15 protein-coding genes and 1 pseudogene are annotated in these 18,322 nt (G+C 74.0%); 6 read left to right on the top strand and 10 right to left on the bottom strand.

From position 1 onward, the window contains the following. The first annotated feature begins 28 nt into the window (after positions 1-28). Positions 29-760: an alpha/beta fold hydrolase gene (locus IG86_RS0126565; protein ID WP_037849120.1), complete on the top strand. Its 732-nt coding sequence runs from the start codon at positions 29-31 to the stop codon at positions 758-760. A 22-nt stretch (positions 761-782) separates the two neighbouring features. Here IG86_RS0126565 and IG86_RS0126570 read toward each other — a convergent pair whose 3' ends face one another. The 5 genes and pseudogenes from IG86_RS0126570 to IG86_RS43140 form a co-directional block, all read right to left on the bottom strand. Next, positions 783-1,973, bottom strand: coding sequence for a vWA domain-containing protein (locus IG86_RS0126570; protein ID WP_244306077.1), 1,191 nt, complete (start codon positions 1,971-1,973; stop codon positions 783-785). Between the two features lie 14 nt (positions 1,974-1,987). Then, positions 1,988-3,187: an AAA family ATPase gene (locus IG86_RS0126575; RefSeq protein WP_030829017.1), complete on the bottom strand. Its 1,200-nt coding sequence runs from the start codon at positions 3,185-3,187 to the stop codon at positions 1,988-1,990. After that, a complete protein-coding gene (locus IG86_RS0126580) occupies positions 3,184-4,896 on the bottom strand; it encodes an ankyrin repeat domain-containing protein (RefSeq protein ID WP_208864276.1) in 1,713 nt (570 codons plus the stop codon). Before IG86_RS0126580 ends, IG86_RS0126575 begins: the two co-directional genes overlap by 4 nt. Beyond that, a complete protein-coding gene (locus IG86_RS0126585; RefSeq protein WP_030829022.1) occupies positions 4,893-6,032 on the bottom strand; it encodes a leucine-rich repeat domain-containing protein in 1,140 nt (379 codons plus the stop codon). Before IG86_RS0126585 ends, IG86_RS0126580 begins: the two co-directional genes overlap by 4 nt. A gap of 77 nt (positions 6,033-6,109) precedes the next feature. Further along, positions 6,110-6,182, bottom strand: a pseudogene (locus IG86_RS43140). Between the two features lie 186 nt (positions 6,183-6,368). Between IG86_RS43140 and IG86_RS0126590 the strand changes: the two are divergent. Then, a complete protein-coding gene (locus IG86_RS0126590; protein WP_030900203.1) occupies positions 6,369-7,646 on the top strand; it encodes a C15 family peptidase in 1,278 nt (425 codons plus the stop codon). Between the two features lie 195 nt (positions 7,647-7,841). Next, complete coding sequence (locus IG86_RS0126595; RefSeq protein ID WP_030829026.1) at positions 7,842-8,948, top strand: mechanosensitive ion channel family protein; 1,107 nt, start codon at positions 7,842-7,844, stop codon at positions 8,946-8,948. A 41-nt stretch (positions 8,949-8,989) separates the two neighbouring features. On the opposite strand, the gene IG86_RS0126600 is transcribed toward IG86_RS0126595, so the two are convergent. Beyond that, positions 8,990-9,850, bottom strand: a complete 861-nt coding sequence (locus IG86_RS0126600; RefSeq protein ID WP_030900206.1) for an MBL fold metallo-hydrolase — start codon at positions 9,848-9,850, stop codon at positions 8,990-8,992. 139 nt (positions 9,851-9,989) lie between these two features. Between IG86_RS0126600 and IG86_RS39070 the strand changes: the two genes are divergently transcribed. Beyond that, positions 9,990-10,493: a hypothetical protein gene (locus IG86_RS39070; RefSeq protein ID WP_244306080.1), complete on the top strand. Its 504-nt coding sequence runs from the start codon at positions 9,990-9,992 to the stop codon at positions 10,491-10,493. 22 nt (positions 10,494-10,515) lie between these two features. Here IG86_RS39070 and IG86_RS0126610 read toward each other — a convergent pair whose 3' ends face one another. The 4 genes from IG86_RS0126610 to IG86_RS0126625 are packed head-to-tail and all read right to left on the bottom strand — an operon-like array spanning position 10,516 to position 15,279. Beyond that, a complete protein-coding gene (locus tag IG86_RS0126610; RefSeq protein ID WP_030900210.1) occupies positions 10,516-11,517 on the bottom strand; it encodes a peptidogalycan biosysnthesis protein in 1,002 nt (333 codons plus the stop codon). Next, positions 11,514-12,767, bottom strand: coding sequence for an MFS transporter (locus IG86_RS0126615; protein ID WP_030829038.1), 1,254 nt, complete (start codon positions 12,765-12,767; stop codon positions 11,514-11,516). Before IG86_RS0126615 ends, IG86_RS0126610 begins: the two co-directional genes overlap by 4 nt. Continuing rightward, positions 12,764-14,014: an ATP-grasp domain-containing protein gene (locus IG86_RS0126620; RefSeq protein WP_030900214.1), complete on the bottom strand. Its 1,251-nt coding sequence runs from the start codon at positions 14,012-14,014 to the stop codon at positions 12,764-12,766. Before IG86_RS0126620 ends, IG86_RS0126615 begins: the two co-directional genes overlap by 4 nt. A gap of 5 nt (positions 14,015-14,019) precedes the next feature. Beyond that, on the bottom strand, positions 14,020-15,279 hold the full coding sequence (locus IG86_RS0126625; RefSeq protein WP_037943084.1) for an ATP-grasp domain-containing protein: 1,260 nt from the start codon (positions 15,277-15,279) through the stop codon (positions 14,020-14,022). 219 nt (positions 15,280-15,498) lie between these two features. On the opposite strand from IG86_RS0126625, the gene IG86_RS0126630 reads away from it, so the two are divergent. Continuing rightward, complete coding sequence (locus tag IG86_RS0126630) at positions 15,499-16,962, top strand: coproporphyrinogen-III oxidase family protein (RefSeq protein ID WP_234316110.1); 1,464 nt, start codon at positions 15,499-15,501, stop codon at positions 16,960-16,962. After that, positions 16,959-18,017, top strand: a complete 1,059-nt coding sequence (locus IG86_RS0126635; RefSeq protein ID WP_051785421.1) for a DUF1152 domain-containing protein — start codon at positions 16,959-16,961, stop codon at positions 18,015-18,017. The genes IG86_RS0126630 and IG86_RS0126635 overlap by 4 nt, the downstream gene beginning before the upstream one ends. Positions 18,018-18,322: the final 305 nt, after the last annotated feature.

Raw genomic sequence — 18,322 nt, forward strand, 5'->3', positions numbered from 1 at the left:
AGAGCACGGATGTGGATCAGGGGGACCCATGACGGCTGTGGACGCACCGCCCATCGTCCTCGTACACGGTACGAGGTTCAGCGCGGGCCAATGGAGCCCGCAACTCGCCGCACTTCGAGCGGACTTCCCGGTGACCGCCGTCGATCTGCCGGGCCACGGCGCCCGCGCCGCCCAGCCCTGGAGTCTGAAGGCGGCAACGGAGATCATCGCCTCCGCGGTGGACTCGCTCGACCGAGGGCCGGCCCTCGTCGTCGGACACTCGCTCGGCGGGTACGCCGCGCTGGAGTTCGCGCGGCTGCGACCGGAACTGCTGCGCGGGCTGGTCCTCGCGGGGGCCAGCGTCTCGACGCGTGGTGCGTGGGCGACCCCGTACCGGGCAGTCGCCGGGCTCGTCCCGCGGATACCGGCCGACCGGCTGACCCGGTGGAACGACCGGTTGCTGCGCCGGCTCCATCCCCCCGAGGTGGTGGAGGCGACCATCCGGGCCGGTTACGCCTTCCACACCCTGCCGGCCGCCTGGGGTGAGGTGCTGGGCCGCTTCGACGCAGGGGCGATGCGCCATGTGAAGGCCCCGGCGCTGATCCTGAACGGCGAGAAGGACACCGTCTTCCGCTCCGGCGAGCGGGAGTTCGCCCGCGCGCACCCCGACGCCCGCATCGAACTGATCCCACGCGCGCGGCACCTCGCGAACTTCGACGATCCCCGGGCGTTCACCGACGCCGTCCGCCGTTTCGCCCTGCACCTGCCCCCGCGCGGCTGAACGCGCGGCGCCCCCGCGCTGCCTACGCCGGGCCGGCGGGGCCGACCCGTACGGTCTCCACCCACGACGGAGGAGCGGGCGGCGTCTCCCCGATCAGGGCGGCGATCAGGCGGCAGGACGGCGTCTCGTCCGGCCACGGCGTGTACCCGTCCGTCAGCACGACCACGACGTTAGGCCGGTCGGGCATCGCCAGCGCCGCGCCGATGCCGACCCGCATGTCCGTGCCACCGCCGCCGGCCAGGGTCACCTCGCCCGCGCTGCGTGCCCGGGTCACGGCGTGCACGTCGGCGTCACACGCGAGGACGGCCACCCGGTTGCCGCCGACGCCCACCTCCCGCAGGACGCCGGTGACCTCGGCGAGCGCGGCCGCCAGGTCGTCCGGGCCCATCGAACCCGAGGTGTCGACGACGACGGCCACCCGCGGCAGCGGCCTGCGCAGACTGGGCAGCACCACCCTGCCGCCGAGCGCCGGCGTGCGGCGCGAGGGGCGGCGGTACGTGTAGTCCACCGCGCCGGCCGCCCAGGCGGCGGCCTCGCGGACCGCTCCCGCCAGGGCCTGGCGCCAGTCGACGGAAGGCTCCAAAAGCTCCTCGGCCCACCGGGCCCAGCCCTCGGGGACCCGGCCCCGGGCCCGCTGGTGGGCGCGTACGGCCTGGGCGGTCTGCCGGCGCAGCGCCTCCGCCTCCACGGGGCCGACCCGGGCCGGGCCGGCGCCCTCGCCCAGCTCCCAGGGCATGGGCGTGCCGTGTGCGCCGGAACCGCAGTCCGGCCCGTGCGGCGTCGGGGGAATCCCCGGCAGGTAGGTCTCGAACAGCCCGCCCGTGGGCAGACCGTAGAGCCTGGGCTCCATCCGGCCCTCGGGCAGCAGCAGCCCGTCGGCGAGCAGGTCGTCGTTGATCTCGCAGTCCTGGGCGATGTTGACCCGGACGTGGTCGCGCTGGTCGGCGGCCGGCAGGCGCTCGGCCCGGCCGTGGTGGTCGCGCAGCAGGTGCGCCACCTCGTGGATCCACACCCCGGCCAGCAGGGCGACCGGGGTGGCCTCGACGAAGGCGGGGGAGACGTAACAGCGCCAGTGCCGGTCGACGCCCATGGTGCGCACCCCGTCCGAGGCGACCACGGTCAGGGCGTACAGCGCGGAGGCGAGGTACGGACGGGCCTCGGCCGCCTTGTAGCGGGCTGCCAGCAGCTTCGCCCGGTCGAGGCTTCGGTCCACCGTCAGCTCCGGCCTCAGCCGCTGCCCGGTAGCGAGCCGGACAGCTGGAGCAGCTCCACGAAGGCGTCGATGCCCGCGGGCACCGGCCAGTCGAGGTCGCGCATCGCGGCGAGGTCGGCGGCGGCGCGGGCCGCGACGTCGGGCACGCCCGCCTCCACGGCCTTGGCGAGGACCACCCAGCCCGCCTCCCACCGGGGACGGGTCAGCTCGCTCTGCACGGCCGCGACCACGGCGATGAGGAAGGCCAGCTGCCGGTCGCCGCGCTCGGGCAGCGCGAAGGCGTCCGGGTCGGCCAGCACCCGGTCCGGATCGGGCAGGTCGAGGTGTTCGAGGTACGAGAGCAGCTCGATCCCGGCGGCCTCGCCGACGGCGCCGGTGAGTGCGGCGGCCAGGGCCTCCCGGCCCGTCGAGGCCGCGTACCCGGTGGCCAGCAGCCGCAGGGCCATCTCCCAGGTGCGGGGGGAGGGCCAGCCGCGCCCGCGTCCTGCGGCCTCGGCGGGCATGTGGTGGACCAGTCCCGGCCGGGCGGTCAGGAAGCCGGAGACGGCGCCGCGGGCGCGGGCGACCGCCCCGGACGTCCTGGCGGGATCGACGGTCGGGATCGCCACCTCGGGCCAGGTGCCGGACATGCCCCGGGCCACGGTGCGCGGGTTGTGCGTCCAGTCGAGGTGGACGAAGCGGTTGGCGAGCGGCGGGCTGAGGTGCCAGCCGTCCGCGGCGCTGGCGGGCGGGTTGGCCGCCGCCACGATGCGTACCGCCGCCGGGAGTTCGAGGCTGCCGACCCGGCGCTCCAGGACCACGCGCAGCAGGGCCGCCTGGACGGCGGGCGGGGCGGAGGACAGCTCGTCGAAGAACAGCAGCCCGTGGCCGGTGCGGGCCAGGCGCACCGCCCAGTCCGGCGGGGCCATGGGAACACCCGTGGTGGCCGGGTCGTCGCCGACGATGGGCAGCCCGGCGAAGTCGGACGGCTCGTGGACGCTGGCGATGACGGTCTCCAGCGGGACGCCGAGGGCGGTGGCGAGCTGCTCCATGCCGGCGGACTTGCCGATGCCCGGCTCACCCCACAGCAGAACGGGCTGATTGGCCGTCACGGCCAGTGCCAGCGCCTCCAGTTGGGGGTTGGTGGCGGGCTCCGTACGGGTGGCGCCCAGCCGGGCGCCGAGGGCGTCGGCGGCGGCCAGCGCCCGGGCGGGCTGCGGTCGGGTGGCGCTCATGCGTCGTCGTCCTCTCCGCCGTCGACTTCCCCTTCGTCCTCTTCCTCGTCTCCGTCCTCGTCCTCTTCCTCCCAGTACTCCATGTGCTCGTCGAACCAGTCGGCGCCGACGTCCGGGAACTCCTCGTCGACACGGTCCCGGAGGAAGGCGAGGTCGGTTCGCTTGTAGCGTCGGATCTCCTGGGACACGGAGAGGTCCATCTCGTCCGTGACGTCGATGCGGGAGCCGGCCGCCAGCAGGGCCCTGACCAGGTCCACCGAACCACCCCAGTGCACCGCGGACAGGAGCGGGGTGCGGTACGCCTTGTCCCGCGCCTCCAGGTCGAGACCGGCGGCCAGCAGCCGCGGCAGCAGTACCTCGTGGTCGAGCAGGTGGAGTGCGTGCAGCAGCCCGCGATGGCGGCCGTCCCGGATCCGGGGATCCACACCCGCGTCCAGCAGCGCCACCACACCGGGGGTGTCGCCGTGCTGGACGCGCAGGAAGAAGGCCTGCCGCTCCGCCCGGAGGCCGCGCGGCAGCCGCCCCTCGCCCGTGGTCCAGGACTGCTGCACGGCGAAGCACCCCGAGACCGCACCGCCGAACGCCCGCATCGCGCGCTCCCGTTGCTGCTCCTCGGGGGTGTGCGGCACATCGAGCACGCCGCCTCGCGAGCGCACCTCGTGCCACCCGCCGCGACAGCGCACCCGAACCGGCCGGCCGTCCGTACGGGGGCCGGGCGGTCCCACCGCCGGGCCGGCGCCCGGGAACAGCGCGTCGGCCACCAGCGGGTGCAGCTCACCGGGGGAGATCCGGCCGGTCCGTACCAGTTCGAGATCGGGCAGCCGCTGCCAGGCGTACCGGGGCAGGGCCGGGAGGGAGGCCGCCTCGGCCTGCGGGACGATTGCGGCCCGGAGCGCACTCGGGCCGGTGTGCTCCAGCACCGCCGAGTAGGGCCAGGCGGCCGTGAGCCGGTACCGGTCGCCGGAACCGGCCGCCACGAGGCGCGTCACCTCCGGCGCGATCCGCGTGAGGTCGGCGGACAGCCGCGCGAAGAGCGCTTCCGGGTCCGCCGGGCGCTGGTACTGCTGCACCGGGGGCACCGTCAGGTCGCAGATGATGCCCGCAGCCTCGTACGCGCCGACCGTGTCCCCGGCGGCCCGCAGCCGCGCGATCCGCTCGGCGAGCCCGTCGGGGTCGGCGAAGCGCGCGCCGAGCTCACAGGCGTGCCGGGCGTCCCAGAACGGCCGCATGGCGGTCCAGTGCTCCGGGACGAAGCCGCGTCCGGTGTACTTGTTGCGCTCGGTGACGACGGGCGCGCAGTGCAGGCGCAGCCGCTGTGAGCCCTCGGTCATGACGGGCGTGGTGACCGACAGGGCCGGCCCGCCGGGACCGCCGTAGGAGGCGAGCACGATCCGCAGGTCGGGGGCGATGGTGGTGCGGCCGCCCAGGAGCCGGGGCAGGTGCCAGCGCAGCAGGTCGGGGGCGAGGTGCAGCAGGTCCTCCGCCACGGCCTCGGCCACGCCCGCGCCGTACCGGGCCTCGACCTCGGACAGCTCGAAGCCGACGTCCACGGCGGCGGCCGCGCAGGCCGCCCGCCAGTCACCGGCCAGCCGGTGCGCGGTGGCCTGCTCGATCATCCAGCCGGGCACCGCGTAACGGCGGATCCGCTGCCACGCCGGGCCGTCCTCCTGCCGGAAACCGCCGGACAGTTCGGCGTTGGCCGGGCTCACCGGTACACGCTGCCGATGGCGCGCACATCCGGGTGGGCCGCCCGGGCGGGGCGGAGCCGCTCGCTGAAGGAGCGCTTCACCCGGCGTGGGAGTCCGGGGCCCAGGCCGACGTACTCCAGAGGCGTGTCGTGGGGCACCGCGGCGAGCAGGCCCTTCGCGCCGCGCCCGGTCAGGCCGGTGTGGCGCAGCTCCAGCCGGCGCAGGGGGCTGCCGGGGAGGGCGGCGGCCAGGGCGTACGCCCCTTCGTCGCCGGGGTGGTTTCCGGGGGCTCCGAGGCTGCGCTCGGACAGGGTCCGGCCGAGGTCGAGCGCCTCGATGCCGCCGAGGGAGGCGGCCAGTGCCCGCGCTCCGGCGGCGCCGATGCCGTTGCCGCCGAGTCCGAGGCGGACCGGGTGCGCGGAGTCTTCCGCGGCGCGGGCGAGGGCCGCGGCACCCTCGTCGCCGAGGTGGTTGGCGGGGACGTACAGCTCCCGTACCCCGGCCTCCCGGATCAGGGCGGCCAGCTGCGGGGCGGCGTCGGGGCCGAGGCCGTTGCCGCCGAGGAAGAGCCGTTCCAGGGGCTGCTCGCGCTCCAGGAGGGAGTCGAGCAGGAGGCGTACGCCGCCGGCGCCGATCCCGGTGTTGACGAGGTCGAGCGTGCGCAGGGCGGTGTTGCGGCGCAGCAGCGCGGCGAGCGTGCGGGCGCCGTCCTCGAAGAGCGGGTTGCGCTTGAGCCAGAGGGCGCGGACGGTGGTGTCGTCGGCGAGCGCGCCGGCCAGGGAGGCCGCCCCGTCGGGGCCGATCCGGTTGCAGCCGAGGTAGAGCGTGTGCAGCCCGTGGCCCTCGGTGGTCAGGGCGTCGGCCAGGGTGGCGGCGCCCGTGTCGCCGATGGCGTTGGTGCCGAGGAGCAGGTGGGTGGCGTACGCGGATGCGGCGGCGGCCGGCAGCAGCCGGGCGGCCCCGGCTGGACCGAGCCCCTGCTTGCACAGGTCGACACGGCCGTCGGCGCGCAGGGTGCCGAGCGGGAAGGTCTCGTCGGCCTCGACGGGGCGGTCCGCGGCGAGCCGGGCGAGCAGCGGGTCGAGACCGGCCGGGTCGGCCGGCGGCAGGTCGGGGTGCTCGATCGCGGGGCACCGTACGGGTGTCGGCTGTGTCATCACCACTCCACCGGTTTCCTTCGCCGGTGCCCGGCGTCCATCACGACTTGAAGAAGACGTGCTGCTGAAAGTAGACGCAAGACCGGTCGGATTCGAACCGACGTCCTCCAGCTCGATGCGTGGGCGCGACGACCTCTGCGCTACGGCCTTGCTGTCGGCGATCATACCCACCGGGCGGCTGAAAATCGATCACCAGTTCTGAGCGGGTGACGCCGGCGCGGCCGGGGGCGGACGGAGCCCCGAACCGGACGCGTCTGCGGTGGAGTTGAGCCAGTCCTGACGGCCGGGGCCGCTGCGCCTGGTGGGGGTGTCTGGCGCTATGTAATGTCACATCGCATGTTGCTCTTACGTCGCGCGGCATCGGCCGCCGCCCTCCTCGTCACCGTCCTCCCCGTGACGCTCGCTTGCCCGGCCCACGCCGCCGCCGACAACGCGTCCGCCTGCCGGCCCCCGGCGTCGGTGCCGCTCGACGCCGAACAGTCCCGGCTCGCGGACGCCCGTACCACCGCCCTGGTCGAGCGCGGCGGACTCGGGGACTTCGTGCGCCGGTTCCCCGCCGCCCTGTGCACGACGCGCGGCCACGCCGAAGCCGGACGGCTCCTCGACGCCTGGGGCGAGGCCCTCTGGCAGGCCTCCGTACGGCGCGCACAGGGACAGCGCCCCGGCGGCGACCTCGCCCCCGGGGACGACCGGCCGCTGTACTGGGCGCGGCTCGGCATGACCGCCGCACTCGCCCGCTGGCAGCCGGAGTTCACCGTCGACCGGGCCGCGCTCCGCGCCCGCTTCGAGGACGCCTCGCGCGGCCTCACCGACAATGCCTTCCGGACGGCCCCCGGCGTACGGAGGATCTTCATCAGCGGCTTCGACCCCTTCGGGCTCGACGCCGAGATACGCCGCGCCAACCCGTCCGGCTCGGCCGCCCTCCAGCTCAACGGGCGGCGCGTGACCCTCGCCGACGGCAGCCCGGCAGAGATCCGTGCCGTCGTCCTGCCCGTGCGGTACGCCGACTTCGACGCCGGCATGGTCGAGCGGGCGTTCGCCCCGCACCTCACCGCGGGCCCCGCCGCGGCCGACATCATCACCACCGTCAGCCAGGGCTACCCCGGCATCTTCACCCTGGAGGACTGGGCCGGCCGGGCACGGTCCGCCGACCCCTACCCCGACAACGCGCGCGCCCTCTCCGGCGGCACCCGCGAGCACCCGGTGACGGCCCCCGGCCTCGGCCCGGGCCCGGAGTTCATCCGCACCACGCTGCCCGCCGACGCGGTCACCGCCGCCGTGCAGACCCCGTACCCGGTCCTGCTCAACAGCGACGTCACCGAGATCCCGGCCGGCGGCACGGCCCCCGTCGACCGGACCGACGGCCCGACACCGGGCTCGCGCGCCGTGGCGGGCGGCGGGGGCGGCTACCTGTCCAACGAGGTCGCCTACCGCTCCAACCGGCTGCGCGCCGAACTGGCCCCGAACCTGCCCGGCGGCCACCTCCACACCCCGGTGCTCACCGGCCTGCCGGCCGACCCCCAGGTGCTGACCGGCCCCGAGTTCGAGCGCAACGAGAGCGCGATCACCGCGGAGGTCCGCGCGGTCCTCGAACACGCCGCCGTACCGCGGTAGTCGCCGCCCCCGCCTGCGGTGCGTCACCCGGCCATGGGGCAGGATGGCAGCCCGTTCCGGATGCGTACACACGCCCGAACGCGGCTTACAGCACGACGAACTGACAGGTGACAAGGTGACGACACACCTCATACGACGGCCGGCGGCGCCCGCCGCCACACCCACGGGCCGACGCCGCGCAGCCGAGGGGGTCCGTTGAACCGGGACCTCGTCCTGCACGACTGGCTCGTCGCGGGTATCGCCCTGGCGGCGGGCGCCGCGGCCGGACTGCTGCTGCGCACCCTCCTGCGGTGGCTGGGCCGGCACGCCGAACGGACCCGCTGGCGCGGCGACGACATCATCGTCGACGCGCTGCGCACCATCGCCCCCGGCGCCGCGCTGATCGCGGGCGCCGCGGTGGCGGCCACGACCCTGCCGCTCACCGCACGCGTCTCGGGCTTCGTGAACCAGTCCCTGACCGCGCTGCTCATCCTCATCGCCACGCTCAGCACGGCGCGGGTCGTCGCCGGCCTCGTCCAGTCCATGGCGGGCACGCGTACCGGGGTGGCCGCGTCGGCGTCCATCTTCGTCAACATCACGCGCATCGTGGTCCTCGTGATGGGCGTCCTCGTCGCCCTGGAGACCCTCGGCGTGTCCATCGCACCCCTGGTCACCGCCCTCGGCGTGGGCGGTCTGGCGGTGGCGCTGGCACTCCAGGACACGCTCGCCAACCTCTTCGCCGGCGTGCACATCCTCGCCTCCAAGACCGTGCAGCCCGGTGACTACATCCGGCTCACCAGCGGTGAGGAGGGCTACGTCGTCGACATCAACTGGCGCAACACCGTGGTGCGCAACCTGTCGAACAACCTGGTCATCATCCCCAACGCCCGTCTGGCGCGCACCAACATGACCAACTACACGCAGCCGGAACAGCAGTTCTCGATCCTGGTCCAGGTGGGAGTGGGCTACGAGAGCGACCTGGAGCACGTCGAGCGGGTGACCCTCGAGGTCGTCGACGGCGTGATGGCGGACATCAACGGCGCGGTCCCCGACCACGAAGGGGCCGTCCGCTTCCACACGTTCGCGGACTCCCGCATCAACTTCACCGTGATCCTGGGCGTCGGCGAGTTCAGCGACCAGTACCGGATCAAGCACGAGTTCATCAAGCGCCTGCACCGGCGCTTCGGCGCGGAGGGCATCTCGATCCCGGCCCCGACCCACACGATCGCCCTCCAGCGCGACGACCTGCCACCGTCACCCCCGCCCGCCCCCGTCCCCCACCAGCGCGGACCGGCCCCGTCGATCCTCACGGACACTCCCTAGGGAGTGTCCGTGAGGGGTTGGCTTCGGGAGCAGGCCGCCGGTCAGTCCTGGTACACGAGGACGAAGTCCCCGTAGGGGTGCGAGCCGTGGCGCTCCGCCGTCTCGTCGAGGGCCCTGCGCAGGATGCGCAGATGGTCCGTGGTGAGCTGGAGCGGCGGCTCGTCCGGCTGGTGCACGGTGCCGCGGGGGTAGTCCTCGCCCGCCGTGGTGGTCATCTCGATGTGGCAGCCGAGGACGTGGCGGACCGGCCGGCCGGCGCAGAACTCCAGCAGCCGGTCGACCGTGGCCGAGTAGGCCGCCCGGTCCTCGACGTAGAGCCGGCCGGGATAGACGGAGTCACCGGTCAGCAGGAGGCCCGTGTGACGGTCGTGGTAGACCACCGCGGCCCGCTGGTGGCCGGGGCCCGGGATCAGTTCGAGGACCCGGCCGCCCAGGTCCAGCGCGCCGGTGCGGTGCGGCCAGTCTTCGAGGCCGAAAGCGGCGGTGACCTCGTCCAGCCCGGGTCCCACGACCGTGGTGCGGGGCCGGTCCGTGAACTGCGGGTCCGCCGCGATGTGGTCGCCGTGTCCGTGGGTGTGGGCGACCAGCAGCGAGTACGCGGGCCTCGGGTGGAGTTCCAGCCAGTCCGCGACGAGCCGGTCGACCGTTTCCCGCAGGGGGAAGTGGGCCGGGTCGGCGGACGCTCCCGTGTCGAGGAGCAGGGCCCGGTCATTGCCGAAGAGGAGGAAGAGGAAGGGGGCTTCGTAGTGCACGGACTTGTTCTGGCGCAGGATCAGCGTGTGTTCGGAGTAGGCGTGGACCTGGATCTCCGGGGCCGGGTCGTGCTTCGGAGAGGGCCAGCCCGCGTGCCAGACGACGTCGAGACTGCCTGCGACCGGGGCGCCCCGGAGAAAGTCGATCACCCGCCCAACCTACTCGCGTCCCCGCCCGCCCGGGACCGACCCGTCGCCCGTGCCCGTACGGGTCCCTCGCCCGGACGGGATCCGCATCTCGCGACGGGCGCTGCGAACAGGCATGCGCCCGGTCGGGCATCCTGGTGCGATGAACGAGGTCGAGGTGATGTGGCAGTCGTGGTTGTCCGGACTGACATCGTCCGAACGAGCCGCCGCGGAGTCGCTTCGGACGCAGTTCGAGGCCCTTGGTGCGGCTGACGCATCGGATCTGGTGCGGTCCGAGATCGATGGGAACCAGCCGGAGCTGGCCCGGTTCGTGCTGCTCCGCGCCCTGTGGCGGGGTGCGATCGACGGCTGGGCCACCCCGGGAGCCTTGGACCAGGTGGCGGCAGCCCGGCGCCTGCTGGATGCGGGGGCGGACCGGGACGACCTGGTGCTGATGGCCCGCGCCATCGCCTACGAAGCGGTGTTCGCCGTGGTGGACGAGCTCGACTGCGGCGGGGACGTCAACGTGTCCGGGGTCGACGTCGGCTGGGCCGTCATGGAGTCCGGCGAGGACGGACATCCCACCGGCCGGGTCCTCTCGGGTCTTCACGAGGACCTTCTGGCGACGGACCCGAGTGGGCGCGACGGTGCGGACATGTGGCGTTGAGTGCCTGTCCGAGGTCCTCGCGCTACCGGTCCGCCAGGGCGTACAGGCCCGTCACCACCGCGCCGCGGCGGCGTTTCGCCTCGATCGTCGTCATGCCCGCGTGCAGGGCCGTCGTGCCGTGGGCGTAGGCGTCCTGGACGGGGAGGTAGTACATGAGGTTGAAGTAGAGGTGTGGCGCAGGGTGGGTGCGGTCGACGGCGACCGCGCGGATCCACGTCGTGGCGGCGTAGTGGTAGTACAGGCAGAAGCTGGCCATCCGCCGCCCCTCGTAGGCCGCCACCACGCGGGCCGCGCCGCCCATCGACGCCGCCTGCCGCTTGAGCAGACCGGTCATGGCGTCGATGCCGTCGCGGTCGTGACCGTGGTCCTGCTGGTGTCCGGCGAGCAGGATCCCGGCGTCCTCGGCGCAGTCCGCGAGCGCCAGGTGCCGTACGTCCAGACCTGCGGCGGCGAACTCGCGCCGTTCGCGGCGCACGCCGACGCGGCGCCGCGACGGGAGCGAGGAGACGTACGCCTCGAAGTCCCGCCCGGGCAGCGGGATGAGGGCGTCGTCCTCCAGGTGGAAGGGCTCCCCGGGATAGAAGGGGGCGAGCCGGGCGGTGGCCCGGGCGGTGAGGTACGGCCACCAGTGCGTGGTGCCGTTGCGGTCGGCGAGCGCCCGGCCCGCGTCCCGCAGGAGCGCGAGGCAGGCGTCGCGCCGTACGGAGTCCAGGCCGGGGGCGGTCAGCGGGGTATTGCGGTAGCCGCGCCGGGCCCCCGCGATCACGCGCGGCCGAAGCTCCGCCGGCAGGAGGCCGGCCGGTAGGTAGGCGTCGTTCGGTTCCTCGTGCACCAGGTAGAGGGGGGCCGCGGCGAGCAGCGTGCCGGCGTCGTCCCGGACGAGGGCGTACGAGGCGTCGGCGGTCGGGTCCTCCTCCTCCCCGGCGAGCCACCTGTGGGAGAGGTACAGGCCGGCCGGGGCGGCGAGCCGCTCCCACTCGACGGCCGGGACGGCACGGACGGACTCGACGAGCGTCGTGATCAATGCGGGTTCCTCCGGCGGTGACGGTTGGGCGCCTTCAGGGCGGGGGCGGCGGCCACGGCGAGCAGGCACGCCACGGCCTCGGCGCCCCAGGGCAGCAGGGGCCCGGCTTCCAGCAGCAGGGTGAACAGGGCGGGAGCGGCGACCATGCCGATGGCCCACGAGAACTGGTACAGGCCCTGCGTGAAGCCCCCGGCCGCTTCGGGGGTGAGGCTCACCGACAGCTCGCTCAGCGCCGGGCCGAGGAGGATCTCCGCCACGCTGAACAGCGTGATCGCGGCGACCAGGGCCACCCAGGCGGTGAAGGCGAGGGAGGGCAGGGCGGGCAGCATGAAGGCCCCCATGCCGGCGGCCATGACGAGGTAGCCGGCCGCCACGGCGCGAGGGGGTGCCTTCGGCGCGAGGTGGGCGGTGACCACCGTCGAAAACCCGGAGACGATCACGGTGTTGACGACGAACAGCAGGCTCGCAGCCGAGGCGGGCAGTCCCAGGGCACGGGTGGCGTAGAGGGCGACGAGCACGGACAGCGCGGCCTGGGCGAGGACGTAGGGCAGGTTCACCGCGACGAGCAGCAGGTAGCGGCGCGTGTGGTCGGTCCGCGTCACCCGCACGCCGGGCGGGGTCTCCTCGCGCCCGGGCGGGCTGGTCTTCAGCGTGGCGAAGCAGACGGCAGCGAGCAGATAGGTCGCGGCGTCGACCGCGATCATCCACCAGAGGGCGCCCTTCCCGAAGACCGCCAGGGACCCGGCGGCGGCGGCCGCGCCGGCGGCCAGGCCGATGTTGCGCAGCGAGCCGGTGAACGCGAACCACGCGCGCCGCTCACCGGGGTCGGTGACGTGCGTGATCAGGGTGCGCTGGGCGGTGAAGTACATGTTGATGCCGGCCTGCACCACGACGTGGACGACGGCGACGTGCCACAGCCGGTCCGCGAACAGGAACAGGGTGAACCCGAAGGCGGACAGGACGTTCGCAGCGACGGCGACCGGTCGCGGCCCGGTACGGTCCATCAGGCGGCCCGCGAGGAACGTGACGGGCAGGGCGACGGCCTGGCCCACCGTCATCGCCATGCCGACCTGCGCGGCCGGCAGGCCCCGTACGTCGGTGAAGTACAGCAGCCCGAGTGGCAGGAGCATGCCGTTGCCGACGGAGTCGATCAGGTTGCCGGTGATGAACCGGCCGTGGCCCCGCAGCGCGGGCACGCCCAGGCGCGCCGCGGCGCCGGGGCGGCGTCGGGTGTCGGATGCCGTGCTCATCGGCCCAGCAACGAAGTGATCTTGCCCAGGACTTCGGCCGCGGGGAAGCCCGTCGTCGAGTGCAGTTCCGTCAGGGCCGCCACGGTGGCGGCCTCCTCGCCCTCGGCGAGGGTGAGGACGACGATGTCGCCGCGGGAGACTCCGTCGACGACCAGCTCGTGCGCGGTGACCACGGTGACGGTTTCCCGGAGCACGGCCGACGCCGCTGCGGGGACGCCCCCGGCGGCGAGGAACTCGACGGCCCACCCGGCGCGCCGCACCGGCCCGCCGTCCGGCGGGAGGCCGCGCGCCATGCGGGCGAGCGTGGCGAAGGTGTTCGTGCCGGACGCGGCGCACGACAGGGTGGTGGCGCCACCGACGCGCGGATTCACCTCCAGGACCACGAAACGGCCGCCCGTGCGGACCATGTCGACGTTGACCGAGCCGTGCACGCCCAGTTCCCCGCACAGCGCGACCAGGGTGCGGGCCACGTCGGCGAACGCGGCGTCGGCCTCGGGGCGGGGCCCGCACCAGCGCAGGTCGGCGAAGGTGAACACGGGCTCCGCGCCGGCCCGCCCGGTCCAGCACAGGGGGAGGACCCGGTAGGCGCCGGGCCGTCCCACGATGTCGACGCTGCACAGGTCGCCCTCGACGACCTCCTCCAGTACCGCAGACGCCTGCGGCGGGCCGGCGAGCCAGGCGTCCAGTTCTGCCGGTGTGCGCAGGGCGCGGATGCCCACGCTGGTGGAGTCCCACACCGGCTTCGCCATCAGCGGGTATCCGATCCGCGCGGCCTGCGCCCGCAGAGCGTCCCGGTACCCGGGCACCGGCAGGCCGCGGCCCGCCAGCAGGCCGGAGTCGGCGCGGACGCCGTCCGGGACCTCCAGCCCGGCGCGCCGGCAGAGCTGTTTGGTCTCCCACTTGTCCACCAGCAGCATCGTCGACGCGAGCGGGGTGACGACCGTCGGGATGCCGGCCGCCTCCAGGTGGGTCGCGGCGGCGGCGTCGCGCAGCGCGTTCTCGCAGGGCAACGAGATCGACACCGCCGCGTCCGCGCCCCATGCGGCGACCACGTCGGCGAGCTGCCGGGGCGTGATCTCCCGATCGAGCCGCTGCCGGTGTCCGGGGAAGTCGCCGTCATCGGGGCTGCCGCTGGTGTGGAACAGGCCGGCCTCGATCCCCTCGGCGGCGAGGCCGCGTACGGCCTGCTGGATGTAGGGGTCGGCCCGCCGGATGCCCACCGACCGTAGGAACGCGATCTTCCGCACCGGTGTCAGCCCACTTCCACGAGGGACCGGGCGACCACCCCGGCCGCCAGGTCGCGCGCTCGCTCGGCGGTCGCCGCGCGGGCGACGACGTGTCCGATCCGGCAGGCGGAGTCCGCCGGCTCCGGCACCGTGTCGCCCGGCCGCAGGTGCAGCTCGCCGTGCGTGCCGGGGACCTCCGGGATGGACGCCCGGCGCAGCACCCCGCCGCGCTCCGGGAGCAGGAAGCGGATCGAGGCGGCGTCCGCGGCCGTCGCGGTGGTGTCGGGGACCCGGCCGAGCACGGCCTGCAGGTAGGCCGCCGCCTCGCTGACACCCGTAGCGGCCTCGACGACCTCGCACAGGTTGTCCCCGGGCAGCCGGGCACCGGTCTCGATCACGTACGGCGTCCGCGTCCCCGGGGGGATCTTCAGCTCCGTGTGCGCGATGCCGTTGCGGACACCGACGGCGAGCGCCGCGCGCGCCGCCGTGCGCTGCACGATCCCGGCCAGCTCCCCGTCCAGGCCGGACGGGCAGGTGTGCCCGGTCTCGATGCGGTACCGGCCTTCGGTGGTTTCCTTGCGTACGACCGGCAGCGGATGGGCCACCCCGCCCGCGACCACCGTGTCGCACGAGAACTCCGTCCCGGGCACGTACTCCTGCAGCAGGGCCGTGGTGTCCAGCTCCAGGCCGTGCGGCCGGGCGTGCGTGAACCGCCGGGCCGCGGCGACGGCACGGTCGAGTGCGTCGCCGCCGGGGCCGTCCACCACGGACACCCCCCACGAGCCGCCCTGCTCCGCGGGCTTGACCACCAGGGGCCACCCCAGCCCGCCGGTCTCCGCGACCCGGTGCGCCTCCGCCGCGTCACGGGCCACCGCCCAGCGGGGGGCGGGGATCCCGGCCGCCGCGAAGGCCTCACCCATCAGGATCTTGTTCCTGGCCGCCCGGGCGAGCAGCGGGTCGTTGCCGGGCAGGCCGACCCGCTCGGCCAGCAGTGCGGCGAGCGGGGTGAAGAGCTCGAAGCAGGCCGCGACACCCGCCACCTCGTGGTGCCGGCAGAACGCCTCCATGTCCGCCAGTGCCCGCGGGGTGTCCGTGAGGTCCGTCGCGCACACCCCCGCGAGGGCGCAGCGCAGCCCGACCGGATAGGCGTCGTGGACCTCCGCGTGGGTCGCGGCGTACAGACGCAGTCCCAGCCGGTCCGCGGCCTCCACCAGGAAACGCCCCGCGTTCCCCATCGGCTCGATCACCAGCACTCCCGGGCCGCGCGGGCCCGCCCCGATAGTCATTCGACCAGCAAAGCCGCAGGTGGGAAGCGGCGGCTATCGGCCTGACAAACGAAAATAACTCGCCTCAGAGCATGCCGACTTGGAGCAAAGGCCAAGCAACTGGCCAGTAACAGAGCGGCATTTGGTGCGCATCACCCATGGAAGCGCACAAGCGTCCCGTGGTCGGATCGCCACGCCACGCAAACCCGCATCCGCGACCCGAACGGGGAAACGAGCACAGTGACCAGCCTGCGCCAGCAGCTCACCGAACGGCTCACCGACCAGATCGCCGATCAGATCGCCCAGGGCGTCATCCCGCCCTACCAGTACTCCTACCCGCCCCGCTCCACCTACCGCCCCCTCCCGCGGGGCAAGTGGAGCATCGCCGAGATCTGGGCCACGGACCTCTCCAACCACCAGGTCCCCGAACTCAACCTGTACCTCCACGTCCCCTTCTGCGACCGCAAGTGCGGCTTCTGCAACCTCTACACGATCATCAGCACCGACGAGGACGTCTTCGACGCCTACACCGACGCCTTGTGTACGCAGATCGAGGACCACGCCGAGATCATCCAGGCCCGCCGGCTGCGCACCGTCTACATCGGCGGCGGGACCCCGGCCCTGCTCAAGCCCCGCCATTTCGAGCAGATCTTCACCACGCTCGCCCGTATCTACCCCAACTGGCGCTCCACCGTGGAGGAGGTCGCCGTAGAGGCCACACCGTCCTCCATCGCCGACGCGCCCCACGAGTTCAAGGCCCTCATCGACATGGGCCTCACCCGGGCCAACGTCGGCATCCAGTCCCTCGTCCCGCGCGAGATCCGCGAGGCCGGCCGCGGCGGCGAGGACGAGAACGTCATCCGCCGCGCGATCCGGACCGCACACGACCTCGGCCTCCCGGACCTGTCCACGGACCTGATCATGGGCTTCGCCGGGCAGACCCCCGAGACCTGGCGCCACAGCGTCGACGAGCTGGCCGCGCTGAAGCCCACCACCATCAGCACCTACTTCCTCACGGTGCGGCCGGACGCCTGGTTCTCCAAGACCGGCGCCTACCAGTACATGTGGCAGCCCGAGCTCTACGACCGCTACGACTACGCCCGCCAGGTCTTCCTCGACCACGGCTACGTCCAGGAAGGGTCCGTCCGCTACAAGACCCCGGGCCGCGGCGGCTACGCCCAGAAGGTCCTCACCTTCCACGGCGTGCCCCTGCTGGGCCTCGGCGTCGGAGCCCGCTCCTACACCAGCGTCCTCGACTACATGACCGGCAGCGTGAAGCCCTCGACGGCCGAGGTCGCCGACTACATCAGGAAGGCCGGCAACCACGAGATCGTCCCGGTCACCGGCATCGAGCTGACCGCCGAGGAGATCGTCCGCAAGCGCCTCGTCCTCGACACCTTCGACCTCGACCTCTCCGAACTCGACCGCTTCGGCTACCAGAAGCACGCCGCCGAGTTCGAGCCCGTCCTGGACGCCGCCGAGGCCAACGGCCTCCTCCACCGGCTCGGCCGGCGCATCCAGCTCACCCCCAAGGGCTTCAAGTACCGCGACGTCCTGTCCTGGATGTTCTACTCCGACCCCGTCAAGGGCCTGGACCGCGAGTACTACGAGAACCTGCACGCGGCGAACGCCCGCGCCCGGAAGAACATGGGAGCCACCCCCGTGCGCATCACCGGCGTCGACCTGCGCGAGGGCGCGGCGTGAGCGACCTGTACGTCGCGGCGGGCGGTGGCGGGGACCCCCTCGGCACACTGATCGCCGCTCGCACCGTCACCGTGGCCCCGGACCCGCCGCTGATCGCCACCTACGCGTGGGAACGCCCCGAGATCAGCGACACCCCCGGCCCGCTCGGGGAACGCCACTTCACGGGGCTCGCCCGCAGCGTGGGCGGCGCCCCGGCCTTCACCCCCGGGACCAGGGCCCGGCGCCCGGCCGGATCCACCCTGCCCCGCCTCGCCGCCGACCTGCCGGCCCGGCTGCTGCTGCTCGACCCGGCCCGGGGGCTCTCCGCACTGGCCGGGCGGATCGGGGCCATGGCCGAGGCCGCGGGCGGCCGCATCCGCATCGTCGACATCGGCGGCGACATCCTGACCCACGGCGACGAGCCGGGCCTGTGCAGCCCGTTCGGGGACGCCCTCACCCTCGCCGCCTGCCACCTCACCGGCATCCCCACCACCGTCCACGTCGCCGGCCCGGGCCTCGACGGGGAGATCGACGAACGGACCCTGCTCGCGCGCATGCCCGGATGCCACGCCCTCACCCCGGGCCCGGCCGCGGCCTCGGCGGCCGCCCGGGCGCTGGCATGGCACCCCTCGGAGGCTTCCGCCCTGTGGGCGGCCGCCGTCCACGGCGCCCGGGGCACCGTACGAGCGGTCAACCACACCGCCGAACTCACCGGGGTCTCGGCGAAGCTGTACCACCTGCCGCTGGACGAAGCCGTCGCCCACAACCCGGTCGCGCGCGCCCTGCTCGCCGAGCGCCCCGGGACCTTGGAGGAGGCCGCCGACCTCTCCCACCGGCTCACCGGCATCCACGGCCTGGCGCCCGAGGACGCCCGCACACCCCGGCAGGACCCGCCGGCCGGCGGGACCGCCCTCCTGGACCGTGCTGTCGCCGTGAAGGCGCTCCGCGAGGCGGCCGCCGGCGCGGAGCACGTCACCTTCCGGTACGCCGCCCGCTCCCTCGGCCTCGCCTGGACCGACATCCCGGCCCTGCGAGAACTCCTCGGCAGCGACACCCCGCTGCTCCGGCTCACCTGAATCCGGCGGCTCCCGCACCGGGGGCTCCGGCCGCACCACCGTGTGGCCGGAGCCCCCGGTCGCCCCACGGGCCGTGGAGGAGCCCCCCACGCAATTCGAGCGCTGTTTCGATGGAAATCCGGCGACGGCTCCCGTATTCCAGTTGAATTCGACAACCGCTCGATGCACGAGGCTCGGAAGTCCTCAACAGGGCCCCTCGCATGCCGCGCCCCCGTTCCGGCACGCACACCGAGCGGGCATGCAAAGCGGTTTGCACCCGCGCACACTCCTGCACGCTTCCTTTCTGCGCCGGTTGACACCATCCG

Origin of the sequence: Streptomyces virginiae (assembly GCF_000720455.1) — a bacterium.
In the GTDB taxonomy this organism is placed as follows: Bacteria; Actinomycetota; Actinomycetes; order Streptomycetales; family Streptomycetaceae; genus Streptomyces; species Streptomyces virginiae.